The organism is Rhizobium sp. R635, assembly GCF_002211285.1.
Taxonomy (GTDB): domain Bacteria; phylum Pseudomonadota; class Alphaproteobacteria; order Rhizobiales; family Rhizobiaceae; genus Rhizobium.
This window is the reverse complement of sequence record NZ_LOKX01000032.1, coordinates 47,452-69,829: the sequence shown is the minus strand read 5'-3', so window position 1 is coordinate 69,829 and position 22,378 is coordinate 47,452. Positions and strand designations below refer to the sequence as shown.

18 protein-coding genes are annotated in these 22,378 nt (G+C 62.2%); 10 read left to right on the top strand and 8 right to left on the bottom strand.

Going from position 1 to position 22,378, the window contains the following annotated elements:
- Positions 1 to 11: 11 nt before the first annotated feature.
- Together ATY78_RS19900 and alr are read right to left on the bottom strand one after the other, a co-directional pair.
- Positions 12 to 1,280 carry a D-amino acid dehydrogenase gene (locus ATY78_RS19900; protein WP_088684030.1) on the bottom strand — a complete coding sequence of 423 codons (1,269 nt, stop codon included), beginning with the start codon at positions 1,278 to 1,280 and terminating at the stop codon, positions 12 to 14.
- Positions 1,281 to 1,307: 27 nt separating this feature from the next.
- Positions 1,308 to 2,441: an alanine racemase gene (gene alr / locus ATY78_RS19895; RefSeq protein WP_088684029.1), complete on the bottom strand. Its 1,134-nt coding sequence runs from the start codon at positions 2,439 to 2,441 to the stop codon at positions 1,308 to 1,310.
- A gap of 127 nt (positions 2,442 to 2,568) precedes the next feature.
- Between alr and ATY78_RS19890 the strand changes: the two genes are divergently transcribed.
- Positions 2,569 to 3,033: an Lrp/AsnC family transcriptional regulator gene (locus ATY78_RS19890; RefSeq protein ID WP_088684028.1), complete on the top strand. Its 465-nt coding sequence runs from the start codon at positions 2,569 to 2,571 to the stop codon at positions 3,031 to 3,033.
- Between the two features lie 6 nt (positions 3,034 to 3,039).
- Here the strand turns inward: ATY78_RS19890 and ATY78_RS19885 are convergent, their stop codons facing one another.
- Together ATY78_RS19885 and ATY78_RS19880 are read right to left on the bottom strand one after the other, a co-directional pair.
- A complete protein-coding gene (locus ATY78_RS19885) occupies positions 3,040 to 3,321 on the bottom strand; it encodes a helix-turn-helix domain-containing protein (RefSeq protein ID WP_088684027.1) in 282 nt (93 codons plus the stop codon).
- 40 nt (positions 3,322 to 3,361) lie between these two features.
- Complete coding sequence (locus tag ATY78_RS19880) at positions 3,362 to 5,089, bottom strand: EAL domain-containing protein (protein ID WP_245313602.1); 1,728 nt, start codon at positions 5,087 to 5,089, stop codon at positions 3,362 to 3,364.
- Positions 5,090 to 5,553: 464 nt separating this feature from the next.
- Between ATY78_RS19880 and ATY78_RS19875 the strand changes: the two genes are divergently transcribed.
- From ATY78_RS19875 to ATY78_RS19850, 5 genes are all read left to right on the top strand, one after another.
- Positions 5,554 to 6,867 carry a CmpA/NrtA family ABC transporter substrate-binding protein gene (locus ATY78_RS19875; protein ID WP_088684025.1) on the top strand — a complete coding sequence of 438 codons (1,314 nt, stop codon included), beginning with the start codon at positions 5,554 to 5,556 and terminating at the stop codon, positions 6,865 to 6,867.
- A gap of 55 nt (positions 6,868 to 6,922) precedes the next feature.
- Entirely contained in the window at positions 6,923 to 7,816 is an 894-nt protein-coding gene (gene ntrB, locus ATY78_RS19870; protein WP_088684024.1) for a nitrate ABC transporter permease, read from the top strand.
- Positions 7,817 to 7,827: 11 nt separating this feature from the next.
- A complete protein-coding gene (locus ATY78_RS19865; protein WP_088684023.1) occupies positions 7,828 to 8,625 on the top strand; it encodes an ABC transporter ATP-binding protein in 798 nt (265 codons plus the stop codon).
- 613 nt (positions 8,626 to 9,238) lie between these two features.
- Positions 9,239 to 11,044 carry a caspase family protein gene (locus ATY78_RS19855; RefSeq protein WP_088684022.1) on the top strand — a complete coding sequence of 602 codons (1,806 nt, stop codon included), beginning with the start codon at positions 9,239 to 9,241 and terminating at the stop codon, positions 11,042 to 11,044.
- Positions 11,045 to 11,101: 57 nt separating this feature from the next.
- The gene (locus ATY78_RS19850; RefSeq protein ID WP_088684021.1) at positions 11,102 to 11,821 is read left to right on the top strand and encodes a 4'-phosphopantetheinyl transferase superfamily protein; all 720 of its coding nucleotides are present in this window, start codon (positions 11,102 to 11,104) and stop codon (positions 11,819 to 11,821) included.
- On the opposite strand, the gene ATY78_RS19845 is transcribed toward ATY78_RS19850, so the two are convergent.
- Genes ATY78_RS19845 through ATY78_RS19835 form a run of 3 tightly spaced genes read right to left on the bottom strand, consistent with a single transcriptional unit; the run spans position 11,794 to position 17,375 of the window.
- Positions 11,794 to 13,152, bottom strand: a complete 1,359-nt coding sequence (locus ATY78_RS19845; RefSeq protein ID WP_088684020.1) for a SidA/IucD/PvdA family monooxygenase — start codon at positions 13,150 to 13,152, stop codon at positions 11,794 to 11,796. The genes ATY78_RS19850 and ATY78_RS19845 overlap by 28 nt on opposite strands.
- Entirely contained in the window at positions 13,149 to 17,138 is a 3,990-nt protein-coding gene (locus ATY78_RS19840; RefSeq protein ID WP_088684019.1) for a non-ribosomal peptide synthetase, read from the bottom strand. The genes ATY78_RS19845 and ATY78_RS19840 overlap by 4 nt, the downstream gene beginning before the upstream one ends.
- 18 nt (positions 17,139 to 17,156) lie before the next feature.
- Entirely contained in the window at positions 17,157 to 17,375 is a 219-nt protein-coding gene (locus ATY78_RS19835) for an MbtH family NRPS accessory protein (RefSeq protein WP_088684018.1), read from the bottom strand.
- 194 nt (positions 17,376 to 17,569) lie between these two features.
- Between ATY78_RS19835 and ATY78_RS19830 the strand changes: the two genes are divergently transcribed.
- From ATY78_RS19830 to ATY78_RS19820, 3 genes are read left to right on the top strand one after another with little or no spacing between them, the layout of a single operon-like run.
- On the top strand, positions 17,570 to 18,559 hold the full coding sequence (locus ATY78_RS19830) for a GNAT family N-acetyltransferase (protein WP_190237501.1): 990 nt from the start codon (positions 17,570 to 17,572) through the stop codon (positions 18,557 to 18,559).
- Complete coding sequence (locus tag ATY78_RS19825) at positions 18,556 to 19,974, top strand: MATE family efflux transporter (protein ID WP_088684016.1); 1,419 nt, start codon at positions 18,556 to 18,558, stop codon at positions 19,972 to 19,974. Before ATY78_RS19830 ends, ATY78_RS19825 begins: the two co-directional genes overlap by 4 nt.
- A gap of 10 nt (positions 19,975 to 19,984) precedes the next feature.
- Positions 19,985 to 21,172 (top strand): PLP-dependent transferase, encoded by a 1,188-nt coding sequence (locus ATY78_RS19820; RefSeq protein WP_088684015.1) that lies wholly within the window; start codon positions 19,985 to 19,987, stop codon positions 21,170 to 21,172.
- Here ATY78_RS19820 and ATY78_RS19815 read toward each other — a convergent pair.
- On the bottom strand, positions 21,063 to 21,719 hold the full coding sequence (locus ATY78_RS19815) for a sigma-70 family RNA polymerase sigma factor (protein WP_088684014.1): 657 nt from the start codon (positions 21,717 to 21,719) through the stop codon (positions 21,063 to 21,065). The two genes, ATY78_RS19820 and ATY78_RS19815, sit on opposite strands and share 110 nt — an antisense overlap.
- A 162-nt stretch (positions 21,720 to 21,881) precedes the next feature.
- Here ATY78_RS19815 and ATY78_RS19810 point away from each other — a divergent pair, with 162 nt between their 5' ends.
- On the top strand, positions 21,882 to 22,373 hold the full coding sequence (locus ATY78_RS19810) for a GNAT family N-acetyltransferase (protein ID WP_088684013.1): 492 nt from the start codon (positions 21,882 to 21,884) through the stop codon (positions 22,371 to 22,373).
- Positions 22,374 to 22,378 lie beyond the last annotated feature (5 nt).

Below are 22,378 nucleotides of genomic sequence, written 5' to 3'. Positions count from 1 at the left end.
GTTGCGGATGCTCAGCCGTATCGGCTGACGGCAAGGTCCTTGGCGTCGATTTCAGGCGCGCGGCCGCTGACGAGATCGCCGATCAGCCGTGCCGAACCGGTGCTCATGGTCCAGCCGAGCGTGCCGTGGCCCGTATTGAGGAAAAGGCCGATGATCTTCGTCGGGCCGATGACCGGCGTACCATCCGGCGTCATCGGGCGCAGGCCCGACCAGAAGGAAGCCTTGGAAACATCGCCGCCGGGGAAGAGATCGGTGACGGAATGCTCCAGCGTGCTGCGGCGCGCCAGGCCGAGATCGTTGGTATAGCCTGAAATTTCGGCCATGCCGCCGACACGGATTCGATCGCCGAGCCGGGTGATCGCGATCTTGTAGGTCTCGTCCATGACGGTCGATTCCGGCGCGCGCGACGCATCGGTGATCGGGATGGTCAGCGAATAGCCCTTGACCGGATAGACCGGCAGGCTGATGCCGAGCGGCTTCAGCAGCAGCGGCGAATAGCTGCCGAGCGCGACCACCACCGCATCCGCGCTGATGCGCTCGCGGTCGCGATCGCCATCGCGAGCGGTGACCACCCCGCGCACGCGGCCGGCCTCGACGTCAAGCGCCTTGATCGTCGTGCCGTAGGCGAAGCGGACACCGAGCGCTTCGGCCTTTGCAGCGAGAGCATTGGTGAACTTGAAGCAGTCGCCTGTCTCGTCCTTCGGCGTCAGCAGGCCGCCGACGATCTTCTCGCGCACGTGCTTCAGCGCCGGTTCGACGCGAATGCAGCCATCCCGATCCAAGACCTCGTAGGGAATGCCGTCGGCGGCGAGCGCCTTGACGTCCTTTGCCGAGGCATCGAGCTGCTGCTGCGTGCGGAACAGCTGCAGCGTTCCCTGCATGCGTTCGTCATAGGCGATGCCGGTTTCGGCGCGCAGCTCGGCGAGCGCAATGCGGCTGTAGTCGGCAAGGCGCAGCATGCGGCTCTTGTTGATCGCATAGCGCTCGGAGGTGCAGTTCGACAGCATCCTCGTCATCCAGGAAAGCATGGCCACATCGAATTTCGGGCGCAGGATGAGCGGCGCATGTTTCATGAACAGCCACTTCATGGCCTTCGCGGGAATGCCGGGGGCCGCCCAGGGCGAGCAATAGCCGAAGGAGACTTCGCCGGCATTGGCAAAGCTCGTTTCCAGCGCCGGGCCGGGCTGACGGTCGACGACCGTGACCTCATGGCCTGCTTTGGCGAGTTGATAAGCGGAGGTGACGCCGAGGATGCCGGCGCCCAGAACGATGACTTTCATGATCTTCCCAATGATGGAGCCGCGGGCTCAGCGATATTGCCTGTGATAACGATCGCCGAGACCGGTTAGGATTTCGTAAGATATGGTGCCGGCATCGCGCGCGATGTCCTCGAGCGTCTGATGCGGGCCGAGCACTTCGACAAGGCTGCCGAGCGTCAGCGTGCCTTCCGGCAGGGCCGATATGTCGATGGTGGTGCTGTCCATCGACACGCGCCCGACGATCGGCAGGCGGATGCCCTGGTAAAAGACGGCGCCGCGGTCGCCGAGGCTTCGCGGCAGGCCGTCGGCATAACCGGCAGCGATGGTAGCAAGGCGCATTTCCCCTTGCGTGACATGCGCGCCGCCATAACCGATCTTCGTGCCCGATGGCACGGTGCGCGTCTGAACGACGGCGACGTCGAGGCTCACAACCGGCTCCATCGGATTCACAGTGCCCGCATTCGGCGCGCCGCCGTAAAGGGCGATGCCGGGGCGGGCGAGCACGCCATGATAGGAGTCGCCCAGGAAAACGCCGCCGGAATTGGCAAAGGAAATATCGAAGCCCGGAAACTCCTCGGCGATGCCGGCCATCTCCGCCAGCTGCTCGCCGTTCTGCTCGCCATCCACATCATCGGCAGAAGCCAGATGGCTCATGATGAACAGCATCTCGACATTGCCGCCGTCGCGAAGCGCAGCCCCAAGTTCGGCCCTTTCCTCCGGGGGAAAGCCGAGCCGCGACATGCCGGTATCGAATTGCAGGACGGCAGGCAGGCAGCGCTTCAGCGCGCGCGCCGCCGCCTGCCATTGCTTCCACTGGGCGAGCGAATTCAGAACCGGGACGACGCCCATCTCGGCGCAGGCGATTTCATTGCCCGGCTGCAAGCCGTTCAGCACGAAAATCTGGGCGTCCTGCGCAAGCGCCGGCCGGAGCCGGACCGCCTCGACGAACTGAGCGACGAAGAAATGCCGGCAGCCTTGACCGTAAAGCGTTTTGGCGACGCGCTCCGCGCCAAGGCCATAGGCATCGGCCTTGACGACGGCTCCCGCGCGCACCGGCGCCAGCATCGACAGAAGCTTGCGATAGTTGCGGCCGAGGGCGGCGAGGTCGATCTTGAGATAGCCCGTGGCTCCCTGTGTGATCGTGGCAGTGTGCGCGTGGGAAACCAGAATATCGCCGTCCATGTCCGCCCCTCTCAATTCTTTCAAGAGTGTATGAAATAATGAGCGACATTGCCTGCCATTTTGTCATTGATTATTGCGCAGTTTGCAGATTATGCGCATAATCGATGAAAATTCGGAATAATCGATCATGGCCGCTCTCGACGCGACAGACCGCAACATCCTGAGGCTCCTGCGCCTCGACGCCCGCATGAGCAATGCGAAGCTCGCGGCCGAGGTCGGCCTCTCGCCGTCGGCCTGCCTCAGGCGCATCAAGATCATGGAAAAGACGGGCGTAATCCGCGGCTATACGGCCCTTCTCGATACGAGCAATGCGGATGCGATGATCGCCGTGATCATCAACATCACCCTCGAACGGCAGACGGAAGATTATCTCGACCGCTTCGAAGCGGCGGTCCGCCGGCATCCAGAAATCCGGGAATGTTTTCTGATGACGGGCGGCTCCGATTACCTGCTGCGCGTCGAGGTCGCCAATGCCGGCGAATTCGAGCGGATTCACAAGGAGATCCTGTCGGCCTTGCCGGGCGTGCTGAGGATCCACTCCAGCTTCTCAATCCGCAACGTCCTGGCGACGCGGACGAAAGGTAGGCGCTGAACAAGCTTATATCAACTCAAGCGCGGTGGCCCTTGCGATCGCTTCGCTCGTCGTGGCGACCGTCAGCTTCCGGCGCGCCGAAGCGAGATAGAGCTGCACCGCGCTCATCGAAATCGACAGGCGGGCGCCGATCTGCTTTGCCAGAAGGCCGTTCGCCGTCATACCAAGGCATTGCAGTTCGCGGCGCGACAATTGCGGAAAATCCGCAGTCTTTCTCATGCCTGACAAGACCATCGCCCTGTCATGGAGATGATGGGCGAGAAACTGGAGATCGCGCATGCTGTCCATGCGGAACTGCCGCCAATAGGCATCGAAGCGGCCCGCCTGATCAGCACGCCGAGATGGCGCCGGCCTGCTGGAATTCCAGCGCCTCCCGCTCCAATCGCGCCGTCAGATCGGCATAGGACTGCGGCCGCCCGAACGCATAGCCTTGAAGAGTGTGGACGCCGAGATCGGCAAGCACCCTGGCATGGTCGAGCGTCTCCACCCCTTCCGCGATGACTTCCATATCAAGCGCCCGCGCGATGTCGACCAGCGAGCTCACCAACCGGCGGCTCGGCACCGATTGCAGGATCGGCATCACGAGCTGACGATCGATCTTGACGCGATCCGGCCGCAGCTCGAGCAGGCCCAGCAGGGAGGCGTGGCCCGAGCCGAGATCGTCGATTTCGATGTCGATGCCGAAGGACTTGATCGTCTGGATATTCTCGCGCACCTGATCGCTCAGGCTGTCCAGGAATATCGTTTCGATCAGCTCGAAGCTCAGCCGGCCGGGCGGAATGTCGAAGGAGGCGAGCTTCGATATCCATTCGGGATCGTCGAGACGGTCGGCGGAAAGGTTCACGGACACCCGGATCCCCGCCAGCAAGGACGCCCAGGATTCCATATCCGACAGAACGGCTTTCAGGATGACATCGTCGAGCTCGGCGACCAATCCGTTCGACGAGGCGAGCGACAGGAAATGCGCTGGCGCCAGTATTCCCCTTGTCGGATGATGCCAGCGCGCCAGAGCCTCGACACCGTTTATCCGGAATGTCTTCGCATCGACCTGCACCTGGTAGAACGGGCGGATCTGGCCGAGCGCCAGCCCCGAACGAAGATCCTGGACGAGCTGCCTTTCGTTGGCGAGCGCCGAAGCCATCTCGTCGCAAAAGACTTCGGCACGATTCCGGCCGTTCCGTTTGGCATGATACAGCGCCAGATCGGAATGCGAGAGCAGCTTGGCGAAATCAGCGCTTGCGGCACTGGCAACACCGATCGAGCATCTGACGATCAGTGTCTGATCGCCGACCGGGATCGGGCTCCCCAAACTCTCTTGGATATGATCGAGCACCGCACTAATCCGGGCGCTCTCATCCTCCGGGATGAGGATCGCGAATTCATCCCCGCCAAGGCGCGCGGCAACACCTCCGGCAGAAATGGCTTTCAAGAGGATCTTGCTGACATGGCAGAGAACGAAGTCGCCGACCGCATGGCCGAAACGATCGTTGATTTCCTTGAAGTGATCCACGTCGATGTGGAAGAGCGTGACGTTGACGCTCTCCTTCCGTGCAAATTCGGAGAGCGCAAAATCGAAGCTGCGCCGGTTCAGGAGTCCCGTCAGATGGTCGTGATCGGCTGCGAGCCGCGCCTCCTCCCGGCTTCTTTCGAGCTCCTTGTTGAGAAGCACGTCGTCGGTGACGTCCCATTCGGCGCCGACGAAGCAAGGGTCGCCGGCCGCATCGACGAAATAGCGGGCGCGCGAGCGCAAATAGCGGATCGCCCCGTCCGGCCGAGTGATGCGGAACTCGGAGGCATAGTCCGATTTGGTCTCGATCGCCCGCAGAAATATTTCATTGGTCGGCGCGAGATCGTCGGGATGGACGCTTTCGAGCCAGATGACATCGAGCGGAGCCTTGGGAACGCCATAGATCGCCTTCAGCTGCTCATCCCACCGCGTCTGGTTTTTCGCGATGTTGTGCTGCCAGATGCCGATACCGGACGCCTCCAGCGCCAGCCCAAGCTGGCGAAGCAGGTTCTCGAGCTCGACATTTGTTCTGGACCGTTTCGTCTTCAAGGCTATCTCACTGTTTCGTTCGCCCAAATGTCTCATCGAATATTTGATAGAGTGCTAATCGGCCTCTCACGGAGCTGGGGCGGCATGCGCCGCGATACCGTGACCACGGCTGGCCACCCCCGTGTGCACTGCACAAATACCGCGCTCCTGCAAAAAACCTCGGCCGCAAAAAGCACAAATTATTATCATTTCTTCACGATGCTTAATAAATAAGCACGAGCCAAAAACGGTGATTTTTTGTTTTTTTTCCAACATTTAGCGACGATCTCTAAAATTGGCACGCCGGTTGCCTATACCTAGACGCCCCTGTCAACGGCGACCGGGGCAGATAGGCGCGGCATAAGCGCCTGCACCAGACAATGGCGTCGCAAGGCCTTTGCTGTCGGGACTCTCCCATCCCGCGCAAGCAATGTCCGGCGGCGTTTTTTTGCGTCCGAATTCACCAAGCAGAGGGGAACCTGCAGATGAAAAAGCTTTCGACGACTGGAATTTCGACAGCCGGCATCACCCGGCGCAGCATGCTCAAGACGACTGCGGCGGCAGCCCTCATCGGCGCCGTCAAGACTGCCTTCCCGTCCGGCGCCTTTGCAGCCGGGCCCGGCCCTGAAGTGAAAGGCGTCAAGCTGGGCTTCATCGCCCTGACGGATTCCGCACCGCTGATCATCGCCAAGGAGAAGGGCCTTTTCGACAAGCATGGCCTGCCGGAAACGGACGTCGCCAAACAGGCATCCTGGGGTGCGACGCGCGACAATCTGGTGCTCGGCGGTGCGGCCAACGGCATCGACGGCGCCCATATCCTCTCGCCGCTTCCCTATCTCATGCACACCGGCAAAGTGACGCAGAACAACAAGCCGGTGCCGATGGCGATCCTGGCCCGGCTCAATCTCGACAGCCAGGGCATTTCGGTTGCCAAGGAATATGCCGAAACCGGCGTGCAGCTCGATGCCTCCAAGCTGAAGGCGGCCTTCGAGAAGAAGAAGGCCGAAGGCAAGGAGATCAAGGCCGCCATGACCTTCCCGGGCGGCACCCACGATCTCTGGATCCGCTACTGGCTTGCCGCCGGCGGCATCGACCCGAACAAGGACGTTTCGACCATCGTCGTGCCGCCGCCGCAGATGGTGGCCAACATGAAGGTCGGCAACATGGACGTTTTCTGTGTGGGCGAACCGTGGAACGAGCAACTGGTCAACCAGGGCATCGGCTTTACCGCAGCCACCACCGGCGAACTCTGGAAGGGCCATCCCGAAAAGGCGCTGGGGCTGCGCGCCGAGTGGATCGAAAAGAATCCCAATGCCGCCAAGGCCCTGCTGATGGCCGTCATGGAAGCCCAGCAGTGGTGCGAGAGCATGGACAACAAGGCGGAGATGGCCGACATTCTCGGCAAGCGCCAGTGGTTCAACGTGCCGACCAAGGATGTGCTCGGCCGCCTCAAGGGCGACATCAATTATGGCAACGGCCGCGAGGCCAAGGCCACCGACCTCTACATGAAGTTCTGGAAGGACGGCGCCTCCTATCCGTTCAAGAGCCACGATTCCTGGTTCATGACGGAAAACATCCGCTGGGGAAATCTGCCGGCGACGACGGATGTCAAGGCACTGGTCGACCAGGTGAACCGCGAAGACGTCTGGCGCGAAGCGGCCAAAGACCTCGGCGTCGCTGCCGCCGACATTCCGGCATCGTCTTCCCGCGGCAAGGAAACCTTCTTCGACGGCAAGGTCTTCGACCCTGAAAATCCCGCGGCCTATCTCGAAAGCCTGTCGATCAAGGCCGTCTCCTGACCCACCCCGGCGCGCCATCAGCGCGCCGGCCCCTTTTCACGTGAGGAGCGCGTCGATGTCCGCCCTGGCAAATAAACAAAATCCCTCCACGGCCGTCTCCGTCAAGCGGGCGGCAAAGGTCCTGCCGTTTTCCGGCGGGCATGGACCACGGATCGACTTTCGCCGTGCGGGCCTGGCCGCACTTCGCAATGTGGTTCCGCCAACCGTCGTGCTGGCACTCCTCCTGCTCGTCTGGCAGGTGCTGTGTTCCTCCACGGATGCGTCCCTGCCCTCGCCGCATCAGGTCTGGCAGGACAGCTATGACCTGATCGCCTATCCCTTCTTCAATTACGGCTCCCAGGATATCGGGCTCGGCTGGCGCGTGCTCGTTTCGCTGCAGCGCGTCGCTTATGGCTTCGGGCTCGCCGGGGTCGCCGGCGTCGGCATCGGCGCGATCATCGGCCAGTCGGTCTGGGCGATGCGCGGCCTCGATCCGATCTTCCAGGTGCTGCGCACGGTCCCGCCGCTCGCCTGGCTGCCGTTGTCGCTCGCAGCCTTCCAGAATTCCAACCCTTCGGCGATCTTCGTCATCTTCATCACCTCGATCTGGCCCGTCATCATCAACACCGCCGTCGGCGTCCGCAACATTCCGCAGGACTACCGCAACGTCGCCGAGGTGCTGCGCCTCAACCAGTTCGAATTTTTCTGGAAGATCATGCTGCCTTCGGCAGCGCCTTACATCTTCACCGGCCTCAGGATCGGCGTCGGCCTTTCCTGGCTCGCTATCGTTGCGGCCGAAATGCTGACCGGCGGCGTCGGCATCGGCTTCTTCATCTGGGACGCCTGGAACTCGTCGCGCCTTCCCGACATCATCGTCGCGCTCGCCTATATCGGCGTCGTCGGCTTCGCGCTCGACAAGCTGGTGGCCGCCCTCGGCAAACTCATCACCCGCGGCGCCACGGCCAACTGAGGAACATATCCATGAACGCCTATCTGAAGCTCGATCGCATCGACAAGCATTTCGATCGCGGCGGCGTGCGCGCCGAGATCCTGAAAGACATCAACCTGACGATATCGGAGGGAGAATTCGTCTCGATCATCGGCCATTCGGGCTGCGGCAAGTCCACCCTTCTCAATCTCATTGCCGGCCTCACCCCGGTTTCGTCAGGCGCCGTGCTCCTTGAAAACCGCGAGGTCAACGAGCCGGGCCCGGAACGCGCCGTCGTCTTCCAGAACCACTCGCTCCTGCCCTGGCTGACGGTCTACGAGAACGTCAATCTTGCCGTCTCCAAGGTCTTCGGCAGGACGAAGACAAAAGCCGAGCGGCATGAATGGGTCATGGCCAATCTCGATCTCGTGCAGATGGCGCATGCGAGGGATAAGCGGCCTTCGGAAATCTCCGGCGGCATGAAACAGCGCGTCGGCATTGCGCGCGCGCTTTCGATGGAGCCGAAGATCCTGCTGCTCGACGAGCCATTCGGCGCCCTCGACGCACTGACCCGCGCCCATCTTCAGGACGCGGTGATGGAAATCCACGCCCGCCTCGGCAACACGATGGTCATGATCACCCATGATGTCGACGAAGCGGTGCTGCTGTCAGACCGTATCGTGATGATGACCAACGGCCCGGCGGCCCGCATCGGCGAAGTGCTCGACGTCACGATAGCCCGCCCCCGCAATCGCATCGAACTCGCCTCCGACCGGACGTATCTCAAATGCCGGGAGGCCGTGCTGAAGTTCCTCTATGAGCGCCATCGCTTCATCGAGGCCGCGGAATAGAGCCCGACCTAAACCGCTGCCTGATTGCCAATCGGGCAGCGGTACGCATACTGGCCTCATGCAGCAATCAGACAATCAACCGGCCGCCATCGATGTCGTGCTTTGGCAATATCCGCGGAACGAAGGTGCCGCGAAGCGCTGGAGGCAGTCGCTTTCATCGCATGAGCTGGAGCGCGCCGCGGCCTACCGGTTCGAACGCGATCGGACCTCGTTCATGGCCGGCCGGCATCTGCTGATGCGCGTATCCCGAAACGCAGGCTGACAAGGTCATTTTGCTGGCGAGGCGTACGGCAAGCTGAAGTTCGAGGGTCGCGGCAGGCTGCAGTTCAGCCTTTCCAATGCCGACGGGCTGGTGGCGGTCGGCAACTGTCTCACTGAATATTTTACAGAATACAAATCGACATCTCGTCGCCTGGGGCATTGTACTTAAGCCGCCGAAACAGCTGCGCGCCGCAACCCGGCGACGGGGATGGGCTCCTTGCTCGCCATCAAAGTAATGCTAAAATATATCGGGGAGTATTCATGCGAGTTGACCTTTCCGGGTGACTGGAGAGGCGAATTTTTAAGGTGATGGCAACCGTTTGATTTCGTGACGACCTTGGGGGAGGTGATCATGATGCTGATGTGGCTGAGATGGCTGTCTCTGTTCTTGCTGAGCATGATCGGATCTTTTGATGCGGCGAGCGCGGAAAGCGGCCGGCGTCTGGCGCTCGTCATTGGAAACTCGATATACGAGACCGCTGGCACGCTCCCCAATGCCGCGCGCGATGCACGGGCGTTCGGGGCTTTCCTCTCCAATCAGGGTTTTGACGTGGACATCGTCGTCGATGCGGACCGCAGCCGGCTTGCGGAAGCCGTCACGCGTTTTTCCCGCAAGATCACTGCCGACGACGTGGCTCTCTTTTACTATGCAGGGCATGGCATGCAGCTTCGCGGCGAGAACTATCTGGTCGCCACTAACGCCCGGCTTGCGAACGAATTCGACGTCGCCGCGGAAGCGCTCGCGCTTGATGACGTGGTGCGGGCGATAGAAACGAAGGCCAAGATCACGCTCATCTTCCTGGATGCCTGTCGTAACAACCCGCTGGCCAACCGCCTCAACGAAGAAATCGAAGGAGCAGCAAGAAGCCTTGCGACGCGGGGACTGGCGCCGATCGAAACGGAGAGCGCGGGCACCATGGTTGCTTTCGCAGCCGCGCCCGGACAGGTCGCAGCCGATGGGCGCGGCGAGAACTCTCCCTTCACCGCGGCGCTGGTGAACCACCTGGCGAGCCCCGGGATCGAAATAGGCACCGCGTTCAAGCGGGTGATCCGCGACGTTCGAACAGCGACCGAAGGCAAGCAATCGCCGCAGATCCTATCGTCGCTATCGCTCGAATTCTATTTCGCGCGGGCCCTGCAGCAGCCGGAACAGGCGCCGGTCGCCGCACCGGCGATCGACCTGCAGGCAATCGAAATGGAGGCTGATTTTCAGAAGGCCCTGCGGATCAATACGCCGCGCATCTGGACATTCTTTCTCGCAAAACACCGCAGCGGCGAAAAGGCCGACGTCGCCCGCCAGATGCTGTCGGTGATGCAGCCCAATTCTGTTGCCTCTCTTCTCTTCCCGACGCCGGAGCAGCGCGAGACCGAACTTACGCTCGACAAGACGAAGAGAAGCGAGATCCAGCTCGCCCTTGCCGCAAGGGGCTTCGGCACGGGCAACGCAGATGGCGTTTTTGGTGCACAGACCCGCAAGGCCATAACCGACTACCAGAAATCCGCCGGCATTGCCGACACCGGTTATTTCAATGAACCGACAGCGAAGGCGCTCGGGGTCAACGTGTTCAGGGCAGCCGATGGTCTCTATTCATCGCCTTTAGCGCGGCAGTACCAACCAAAAGATTTCATCGGCCTGGAGACTGATCCGCGCGTTTTGAAAGTCATCGAATGCGATTCATGGCAGGAAAAGGTCTACGGTTCGTTCCAGGGGCATATGTATGCCGTGATCCGCGCGCAATCGACGGCGTGGAAATCGGCGAATGCAACGGCCAGGCACTGCGGCGGACATTTAGCCACGATCACGTCGAAAGAGGAGAATGATTTCATTATTTCGCTCTTCAGCAAGGACGAGCGCTTCTTCGATTCCGAATATGAAGCATCCTCGAACGGCACCTACAAGTTTGGACCTTGGATCGGCTTGATCCAGAACGAAAATGCCCGGGAACCTAGAGAAGGGTGGCGCTGGGTGACCGGCGAGGGGATGACGTTCGCGAAGTGGCTGCAAGGTATGCCAAACGAACATAAGCAGGGCGACGATTTCGGTATGTACTACGCCAACGCTTTGGGAAAACGCGATCCGAAAGAATTGCGGGTCGACAGTTGGGACGACATGGGTCCATCGAACTCTTCGCATAGCTTCGTGATCGAGTTCGAATGATCGTTCTTCAGCACCGACATCCTTGCTAATCGGTTCATAGGACATATACCGGAGGCCATGCAGCAATCGAAAAACCACCCTGCGCACATCGAAGTCGCACTCTGGCAATATCCTCAGAACGCACGCGATCTGCACCGCTGGATGCGGTCGCTTTCGCCGGATGAACGGGAGCGCACGGCGACCTACCAGTTCGACCGGGATCGGGCTTCGTTCATGGCCGGCCGCTATCTCTTACGGCGGCTGTTGAGCGCCCATACCGGGATGCTGCCGGCTGAGGTCGTATTGGTCGCGGACGAGCACGGCAGGCTGAGCCTTGAAGGTCGCGATGCGCTGCAATTCAGTTTGTCCAATTCAGACGGGATGGTGACGGTCGCTGTCGCTACGAGCTGCGAGCGCATCGGGATAGACTGCGAGCGCGCCGATGCCGAGATCGAAGAGGCGGCTTTGGAGAGTTATTGCAACAACGACGAACGACGCTGGCTCGGTGAATTGTCCGCGCAGGAACGGCCACGCGCCGCCGTTCAGCTTTGGGCGCTCAAGGAGAGCCATCTCAAGGCGCTCGGCGTGGGCTTGCGCGAAGATCCACTCAGCGTTTCCTTTTCCTGGGAGAACGGCTTGCCCATTGCGGCCCATGACGGCGAGCGCGACCGGCGTTGGTTTCATCGCCTGATCGAGAGCGGCAGCCAGCACGTCGTCGCGCTGGCCGTCTGCTCCCGATCCGGGCTCCCCGGCATTCATACACGCATGTTTCAGGACGACAGCATGCCGTCCGAATAGCCGGCGCGCAGCTGATGCGGTATCGCGGAAGCTGCCTCCGTCGCCCAGACCAGTTGTGCATTGTCGGGTTCGGCATCGAAATGCTGCCGGCCGAGAAGCGTGTTGACGATGGCGGCGCTGCGCCAGGCCATGAGGCTGAGCTGCGAGTCGGCGATGCCGTGTGAATATCGGCCGGCATTCTGCGCGAACAGCCGGTTGGTTCTCGGCCCCGTCCACTGCATGGTGTAATCGTCGTTCAGCGTGGGATAGCCGTTTCTGTCGAGACTGATCCTTTCGCTGAGCGAGCCGAGCGCATCCGGCAATCGGAACCTGTAGCCGGTTGCGAGAACCACGGCGTCGGCATGCAGCACTTCTATGCCGCCGTCGAAATGGTTGCGGACGATCAGCCGATAGGCATTGCCATTCCGCTCCATCTGGATCACGTCGCGGTTCGGCGATAGCGATGCGTTGAGCGTGCCCGGATCGAGATAACGCAGCGCATAGAGGCGACGGTAGATCGAGTGGATCGTCGAAATCGACAGGCCGTCGCTGGTCAGGATCGAGTTCTTCAGCGCCGCCTGCTTCTGCTCGCCGCTGAGCTTCAGGTAGGCCTGCACATATTCCGGAGAAAAGACCTGGTTCGAAAACGGCGTGTCGTTGATCGGCTCGAAATTATGGCGCCGGCTGATCCAGGTCAGTTCCTTCATCGAACCCGGATCGCCAAGCAGCGCTTCCACCACCTCGCCGCCGCTCTGGCCGCCGCCGACCACGACGATGCGAGCGGCGCCGAGATCGCCGATGCGCGATTTGGCCTCGCTGTTATGGAAGCAATCCGCGCCGAGGAAGGGTTTCGCCCAGTCGGGCACGAAGGGCGAAGACCCGGTGCCGATCACCAGATTGCGCGCTTCTTCCTGACCGTTGTCGAAGCGCAGGACGAAGCGGTCGTCGCGGTGTTCGACGTCACGAATCTCGCTCGAAAAACGCAAGCCCTCCACGCCCTTGGCGACCCAGGCGAGGTAACGCGCGAATTCCTGTCGGGGAACGGCCTCGTAATTGGCGTTCAGGAAGGCGTAAAGCCTCTTATGCGCCACCAGATAGGAGATGAAGGACCAGCGGCTGGTCGGCAGGACCGGGGTGACGAGGTCCTTCAGGAAGGACGACTGCAGCTCGACGCCGGGCATCATCATACCGGGATGCCAGTCGAAGGCGCCGCGCCGCTCGAAGAAGCGGCTGCGGACCTCCGGCACGGATTCCAGCAGGCAGGCAAGGCTCAGATTGGAGGGACCGATGCCGATGCCGGCAAGATCGAGCGGCTCGTTCAGGGCATCCCTGCGGGTAAAAGCGACGGTCATGCGTTATCCTTCTCTGTTTCCTTGAGACGCAGGGCAAGCCTTGAGTGGAAGGCGGGCGACCCGATCATGTGCAGGTGGTTGGTGCCGGTGATGATCTCGGCCGCATGCGCGCGCGGCGACAGGCGGCGCCAATCGATCAGGTTGAGGCCGCGGTTGAGGCTGTCATCGGCTGCCCAGGGATAGATCGGCACGTCATGGGGAACGAGCCGGTGCTTGCGGAAGATCAGGGCATTGTCGATCAGCACCCAGAACGTATGCTCGCGGCTGCTGATATCAGGCCCGTCGGTGGGAAGCGGGTCCTTCTCGTCGCCGACGAAGCGCAGGAACTGCTCATAGGTATCGGCATCCATCGTCGACAGCAGCCGGTCCCATTCGGGCCGCATCGCCGTCTTTTGCAGCCATGCCTGCACGTCCCGGTGAAGCGCGTCGCGTTCACCTGGCCGGAACCTCGGCTTGGCGCCGATCGCAAATTCCGATCCGAGGTCGCAGACGTCGACCATCGCCATCATCCGGACGTCGACCTCGTTGGCAAGCGTGCGGGCAGCTTCATAGGCCAGGAGTCCGCCCCAGGACCAGCCGAGGAAAGTGCAGGGTGCGCCGCCGCTGTGCTTCCTGATATAGTCGACATAGCTCTCGATGATCTCTTCGACAGGCGCGCCGACTTCCTTCTTCTCGGACAGCGAATGGCAAATGAAGCCGGTCGCCGGCTGATCGGCGCCGAGATAATCGACGAGCTTCACATATTCGCGGGTGCTGACGAGAAGTCCGGGGAAGCAATAGAGCCGCGGCTTGGTGCCGGAGGCGCGCAGCACGATCACCTCGGAAAGATCCCGCTCCTCCCCCTGTTCCATCACGCCGGCAAAGGCACGAATGGTCGGGTTGTTGAAGATATCGGCGACGGTGAGCGGGATCTTCGGCCGGCGCTGCCGCAGCTGCGACAGGATGCGGATCGCGCCCAGCGAATTGCCGCCGATCGCGAAGAAATTGTCCTCGACGCTGATCGCTTCCAGCTTGAGAACCTGGCGCCAGACATCCAGCACCTCTTCTTCGAGCGCGGTCGCCGGCTCGACGATGGCGCGCTTGACCGGCTGGGGTGCGGGCAGCGCGAAACGGTCGAGCTTGCTGTTCGGATTGGTCGGCATCTTTTCGAGTTCGACCACGGCCGCCGGCACCATGTAGGACGGCAGGCTGCGTTCGAGGCCGGATCGAACAGTCTCGACATCGAGCCTCTCGTCCTTCTTCGGAACGACATAGGCGACCAGCGCTTTCTCGCCGGCATCGTCGTCGCGAAGCACGACCAGGGCTTCGCCGACGCCCGGCTGCTGGAGCAGCGCCGCTTCGATCTCGCCGAGCTCGATGCGGTAGCCGCGCAGCTTCACCTGATGGTCGACGCGGCCGACGAATTCGACGGTTCCGTCTTCGCGCCAGCGCGTGAGGTCGCCGGAGCGGTAAAGCCGGCCGCCCTCTTGCGAGAACGGATCTGGGATGAAGCGGTCCGCCGTCGTATCCGGCTTGCCGAGATAGCCGCGCGCAATGCCCTCGCCGCCGATATAAAGCTCGCCGGTCACGCCGATCGGGCACAGATTGAGGTCGGGGTCGAGCACATAGACGCGCCGGAGCCCGACGGCGCGGCCGAGCGGGGCGTAGACGCCCTGGAACTTCGTGCCGGCCCTCACCTTCCAGACCATCGGCGTCATGATGGTTTCCGTGGGACCGTAGCCGTTGATAAGCCATTCCGATTTCAGCGCCCGCGACAGGAGGTCGAAGGTCGATTGCGCCAGCCCCTCGCCGCCGAAGGAGTAAAGCCGCATCGGCGGGGCGCCGTCGGTAATGTCGGCCCATTCCGCCAGCTGCTGCAGATAGGTTGTCGGAATGCTCGCATTGTTGGCGCCGTGCTTGCGCATCGCCGTCAGCGTCTCTTCCGGGGTCCAGAGCGGCTGGTCGGGAAGAATGATGCTGCCGCCTTCCATGAGCGGGTTCATCCAGCGCTCATGGCCGCCGTCCGAGCTGAAGGGCAGGAAGGGCAGTTCGCGGGACTCCGAGCTCATGCCGTAGACACGCGAAGTATTCTGCAGATGGTGCGTCAGCGGACCATGCTCGACGGCCACACCCTTCGGCAATCCGGTCGATCCCGACGTGTACATGACATAGGCGAGCTGATCCTTATGCGTGGGAACATAGAGCGGCGTATCCGGCTCGCCGTCGAGATCGAGCTTGTCGAGTTCGAGGATAATCGCATCGAGCTCTTCCGGCAGCCGATGGCGCAGCCAGCTGTGGGTCAGGACGATCTTGACGCCGCCGTCGCGCAGGATGTGGTGGTTGCGCGCCGGCGGATGGTCGGGCTCGACCGGGATATAGGCACCGCCGGCCTTCAGGGTGGCGAGAATGCCGACGATCGCCTCCGGCGAACGCTTGATGAAGATCGCGACCGTCACCTCGGCGCGAACGCCAAGCTGCCGCAGCCGATGCCCGAGGCGGTTGGTGCTCGCCTCCAGCCAGCCATGGCTCCACTCCTCGTCGCCATAGACGATCGCCGTCTTCTCAGGCGTCCGGCGCGAATGGGCCGATATCAGCTCGTGGACCGGCCTGTCGTCGTTGACGACGTCATCTTCATAAGGCGCCGACAACCAGTCGAGCTCGTCGCTGCCGACGAGTTCGATATCCCTAATCCGGAGATCCGGCTGCGCGACGATCTGTTCGAGCACCAGGCGGAAATGCTTGGCGACGCGGGCGATCAGCGCGCCGTCGTAAAGATCCTGGGCGTAATCGACCAGCCCGAATGCGCCGCCTTCCAGACGCGCCTCGACGACCAGGGAAAGCTCGCTGTCGGCGCGCGCGCCTGATGGTTCCAGATTCGCAGCATCTCCCGGCACCGGATAGGGTTCGCGGAATTCGAACAGCGCCTTGACCACGGCTTCCTGGGCGGCCGCTTCATCGACGACCAGTTCCTGCGTGATGCGCTCCAGCGGCACGAGCCGGCGAAGCCCCTCCTCCGTCACCGACGAGATCGCCGCGACGACATCGTCGAGCGAATGCCGGGAGGCGAGCGGCAGGACGAGGGGAAGCACCTGTTCGGCGCGGCCGCGGCTGGCGAAGTGTTCCGTGCGGGGGCGTGCGACCAGCAGCCCGGTCAGCAAAGCATAGTTGCCGCTGTAGCGCGCCAGCAGCGCGCAGAAGGCGGCGTGCAGCACGCGCTCGACCTGATATCCCTTGCCCTGCGCATGCCGTTCGAGCCTGCCCCACAACTCGGGCTCGATTGCAAACCGATGCTCCGCGCGCGCCACGCCGGCAAGCCCACCGCTGTTGAAGCGGGTGGGAAAAGTCGATGCGGCATAGTCGAGACCGATCGTCTCGCGCCAATAGGCCAGCGCTTCGCGCGCCGCATCCGTCTCCAGCCATTCTTCCTCCCGCGTTCCGGCCGAAATTTCCGCCGGGCGCATGTCACCGCCGGATTGGCCGTCGAGAATGCGCGCCAGCGAAGCGGCAAGAACGGATTTTTCCCGGTCGTCTGAGATGATCGGATGCAGCACGATCGTCAGCAGTGATTGCCCGTCGGCAAGCCGGATGATCTGGATGCGCGCACCCGGGCCTTCCAGCAGATCGAAGCGCTTGGCGCGGAAGGCTTTTCGCACGGCCAAGGCTTCAGCCTCTGAAAGAGCGGCTCCTTCCTTGCCGAGGATTTCGATCGGCACGGCGTTCGACGCGCCGCGATACTGCTCGATGCGGCCGCCCGCCAGCCGGCGGAAGCGGGTGGCCAGCGACGGGTTCTCAGCCACGAGCGCGCGGCAGGCGCCGGTAAGCGTCTCGACGTTGATTGCGGCACTCAATCGCAGCCCGATGATCTGGTCGGGAAAGACGGTGTAGTTGCCGATCTGCTCCAGCGACCAGATGCGCTTCTGCGCGATCGTCAGCGGAAAGCTCTCGAAGACGGCGTCCACAGCATCGGTCGGGCGGGCATCGGCGAAATTGGTAATCTGCTTGTTCATCTTGCCATCCAGACCTTTTCAGAGACGCGCATCGGCTGACATGGCCGAGCGCAGGGAAAGCGGGCGCGGATCGGCCCAGACGTCACGGATATGGGCAAGGCATTCCTGGCGCGAACCGGCAAAACCCGCTGCCTGCCAGCTCACCGGAATCCGCTTGTCCTGCGGCCAGATCGAGTAGTGATGCTCGGTGTCGTGGACGACGATCCAGAGATCGTCGCGGGGCTCAAGATTATCCATTCGAAGCTCCTGCAGAGATTGTCGTCATGCGCAAATGACGGATCCCCCCTGCTGGAGTTTAGAAAATTGCTGAGAATTTTTTTCTTCGTTTACCCCTAAATCCGCCCAGGGATGGATCGTCATTCTACCAAATCGGCGCAGGAGCGGGCTTCATGCTCGCAGCATCTAAAGCCCTGCCGATGAAGGAGAACATCATGGATTTCGACGCCGCCAAGCAAAGGCGGGCTCTGCAGGCGCGCAGCTATGTCAGGCTTGCCCCCAATATCGTCCATCTCAACACCGCACACGGCAATCACGAAGTCGCCCTCGAAGTCGAAGCCGGCATCGCCTCGCTGACCTTCTACGAGGGAAATCCCGTGCAATCGGCGGAGCTTCTCATGGCGGCCGCCGAAGCGGTGACGGCGCAAGACCGCTCGATCAAATCGGTCGCTTTCGAAGGCCATCAGCCTAGCCTTCCCCGGCACATTTCAGGCATCGACGGACGGCTCGATTCCGCCATCCTCTGGCAATGGCCCTCCCCGTGGCTGCCGCAAATGTCCTATCCGCTGCCGCCCGTGCAGGAGATGACGGCAGGCCGTTATCATCCGCGCCGGCCGGCAAAGCCGAAGGGCACGGTCTACCAGCGCTTCATCCCATGGCTGGAACGGGACATCAGTTTCAGGGTGGCCGATCCCGAAACCGATCTTGCGGCCTTCCATCGCTGGATGAACGACGAGCAGGTCAACACGATCTGGGAGGATGCGGGCTCGATCGACAAGCACCGGGAGATCCTGGAAGAAAGGATCGCCGATCCGCATGTCCTGCCGCTGATCGGCAGTTTCGCCGATATTCCCTTCGGCTATTTCGAGGTCTACTGGGCCAAGGAAAACAGGCTCGGTCCCTATTACGATGCCGACGATTACGATCGTGGATGGCATGTGGCGATCGGCGAGCCGGATTATCGCGGCAAGAAATGGATCAGCGCCTGGCTTCCCTCGCTGATGCATTTCATCTTCCTCGACGATCCCCGCACGAAGCGCATCGTCGGCGAGCCGCGCGCCAGCCACGAGCAGCAGATCCGCAATCTCGACCGCTCGGGCTTTGCCAAGGTCAAGCATTTCGATTTTCCGCACAAGCGGGCGCTTCTCGTCATGCTGACCCGCGAGCGCTTCTTCGGTGATCATCTCTGGGTGCCCGCATCATGAACGACATGAGCGAGATGAGCGGCAGCCTGCGGAAACGGCGGCTTGCCCCGGAAGATCTTGCCAGCCCACAGCTTTTCCGGCTGCTGCTGCGCCTCGGCCTGCCCGCCATGTTCGGCCTGTCGATCAATGCCGCGCATCACACGATCAACATGATCTTCGTCGGCATGATCGGCGAGGATCAGATCGCCGCGATCATGATCGTGCTGCCGATCCTCATGCTGGTCGCCGCCTTCGGCGAAGGCATCGGCGTCGGCGTGGCGACCGAGGTCGGACGGGCGCTCGGCGCCGGCGACCGGTCGCGGGCGAGCACGCTGGCCTCGATCAGCCTTGCAGCTGGCGTCCTTTTCGGCGCGGCAAGCGCGGTCGTCATCGTCGCGTTCCCATCTTTCCTGCTGTTCGGCGCGACACCCGCCATCGAGCCGCTTGCGCAGCATTATCTCCTCATCATCGCGGTCTCGATCCCGCTGACGATGGCGCAGATCATTCTCGATTTCCTGGCGATCGCCGAGGGCAATGCCCGCTTCAGCATGTGGACGCTGGTCGCCTGCTTCGCGCTGAACATCGTCCTCGATCCGATCATGATCTTCGGCTTCGGCCTCGGCCTGCAGGGGGTGGCGATCGCAACGATCCTCTCCCAGCTCGTGGCGCTCTCCATCTACGGCGCCTATCACGCGAGACGGCTCGGCACGATCCGGCTGACGTTGGGCTGGCGGTTCGGCGATCTCAGGCATCTCAGGCCGGTGCTTGCCGTGGGCGCGCCGACGACGCTGACGAGCCTTGCGACGGCCGGCGCAATCGCCGCGATGCTGTCGGTCGCCGGCACCTATCATGGCGAGGACGGCATTGCCGGAGTCGGGATCGCCCTGCGGCTGCTCGCGGTCGGCGCACTTCCCGTCATCGGCATTTCGCTCGGGGCGCAGGCCATCCTGAGTTTTGCCTGGGGCCGCGGGGATATATCACGGGTGCTCTCGTCAGCCCGGATGCTGACCGCCGTCACCAGCGCGGTCGGCGGCGTCTACGGGCTGGCGGCGATCATCTTTTCCGAACACCTCGCCTCGTTCTTCACCGACGATGTGCCCGTGGTGTCGATCGCAGGCCAGGCGATCATCGCGACCCATCTCCCCTTCCTGCTGTTCGGCCTCAGGCAGACCGTGCTGATCCTCTTCCAGGCGCAGGGCAGGCCGAAAGCCGCCCTTGCCGTCGGCCTGGCGCAGAACGGATATCTTCTCTTTCCGCTGCTTGCCCTCCTGCCGCCCTTCTTCGGTTTTTCCGGCCTGCTCTGGGCCATGTTCCTGGCCTCGGCGCTCACCGGCCTGCTGTCATGCTTCTGCCTGGCAAGGTCGCTCGGCGCCCTTCGGCAGCGCTCGGCCGAACCTCTGAGCGCTATCCGTCCCCATCCCCGCTTTTGTCCATGAAAGGATCATCATGAACCAGTCCTTCAGCCCGCGCGACCTTGGCGCCCATGCGGCCGCCGACGATCTCTTCACGCCCGTTGATCCCACGGCCTTCAACGCCGTGTCGCCGCCGATCTTCCAGACCTCGCTCTTCACCTATGACAGTTATGAGGCGATGGAGGATGTCTTCGCCGGCCGGGCGCGCAACTTCATCTATTCGCGCGGCGACAATCCGACCGTGCGCGAATTCGAGCTCCTGGTCGCCCGCCTCGAAGGCGCGGAGGATGGGCGCGCCTTTTCCAGCGGAACGGCCGCCATCACCTCGACCATTCTCAGCCTCGTGGAAGTGGGCGACCGGGTCGTCGCCGTCCGCCACCTCTATAATGACGTCTACCGCCTTCTCGTGAAGCTGCTCGGCAGGCTCGGCGTCACGGTGGATTTCGTCGATCCCTCCGACCATGACGAGGTGCGCAAGGCGCTGCCCGGCGCCAAGCTGCTCTATCTCGAAAACCCCTCCTCCTTCGTCTTCGAGCTTCAGGACATCGTGGCGCTGTCGGCCATGGCGAAGGAGGCCGGCGTCACCACGATCATCGACAATTCCTGGGCGACGCCGCTCTTCCAGAAGCCGATCCAGCACGGCGTCGATATCGTCATTCACGCCGCCTCGAAATATCTCGGCGGCCACAGCGATACGGTCGCCGGCGTTGTGGTCGGCACGAAGGAGGCGATCGCCAAGATCAACTCGACCTCCTATCCCTATGTCGGCGCCAAGCTTTCGCCCTTCGAGGCCTGGCTCCTGCTGCGCGGCATGCGCACGCTGCGCGTCCGGCTCAAGGAACATGAACGCAGCGGGCTTCTGCTCGCCGACCGGCTGAAGCAACATCCCGACATCGCCCGCGTCCGCCACCCGGCCTTTCAGGATCATCCCGGCCGGGCGACGCTGTCGGGTTATGCCGGGCTCTTCGCCTTCGACCTCACGCCCGACATCGATGTCGCGCGCTTCGTCAACGCGCTTCGCGAGATCCGCCTCGGCGTCAGCTGGGGAGGACCGGAAACGCTCGTGGTCCCGGCCAAGGTCGCGCTGCAGATCCCCGACCGGATGACCACTTTCATCCGGTTCGGCGTGAGCGAACAGACAATTCGTTTCGCCGTTGGGCTGGAAGAGCCGGAACTGCTGTGGAGCGACCTGCAGCAGGCGCTGCACGCCGCACGGCGGTAGTATCCCGGCGAGGTTCATGATCGGGGCTGGCGGGTTCGGTGATCGCCGAATGGCAATGCTGCTCCGCCGCCTTGATCATGAAATTGACGAGCGTCCTCGATACGCCGAGTTCGGCCGCTATATCCTTCTGCGGCACGCCGTTCAGGCGATGGCGGATGAAGGCGTCGTTGGTCCGCTTCGGCAGCGCTTCCAGCGAGGCGAGCACATCGCGTAAAGTCTCGGCGGCGACGAGCTGGTCGAGCACGGTCGGGATCGGAGCGGTAATCTCCTGCACCTGGTCTATCGACCTATAGTTGTTCATCTGCTGACGCCGCCGCCGGCTCTCGTCAAGCGCGAGGTTATAGACCATCCGGAATGCGTAACCGATGGGGCAACGAATGCCTTCGACATTCACCCCGTAAGCCTTGATGACGCCATCCTGAAATATATCCTCAGAATATGACCTTGATTTGACAACGCTTTCAATCGTTTTAAGGAGTTTCTCCTTGTTTTCGATCATCGCGTTGACAACCGCATTTCCGTTCACATCACGATGCGATGCTCGCATTGTCCTGTACCCTTTTTACAAATGGAAAATCAGGCTCTGTCGTTGCTGGTCGGTTCGGCCTCGGTGCTGCCTTTGAACAAAGGTACACGATTTGATTGCAGTGTCTAATTTAAGGTGATAACAGGAGTCAAGTTTAAATCGGCCGACCGGAGACGAGAAAAAATGGGACGAACAGTTGAGATCCTGACGGGCAAGGCGGAGCTCTGCCGATCGATCATGGGCGCCCTGCCCGACTGGTTTTCGGAACCCGAGGTCATCGAAGCGAGCGCGGAGGCAGTCGAGGATCTGCCGGTGTTCGGCTATGTCGAGGCGGATGTCGTCACCGCCATGATCGCGCTGAAGCCGCACCTGCCCGGCGCTGTCGAGATCGCGCTGATCGCGACGCGGCCGGAATATCACGGCCACGGCGCCGGACGGCATCTCGTCGACGCGGCCGAACGTTTCGCCCATCAATCGGGCGCCCGGCTGCTGACGGTCAAGACACTGGCGCCGCGCGGCCGCGACGAACCGCAATTCGAGGCGACCCGCCGCTTCTACGACCGGAACGGCTTCGTCAGGGCGGAGGTGTTTGCCAAGCTCTGGCACGAAGACCATCCCTGCCTCTTCATGGTCAAGCCGCTCGCCGGAAAACAGCCGAGCGAGACCGCGCTTTGAGACGA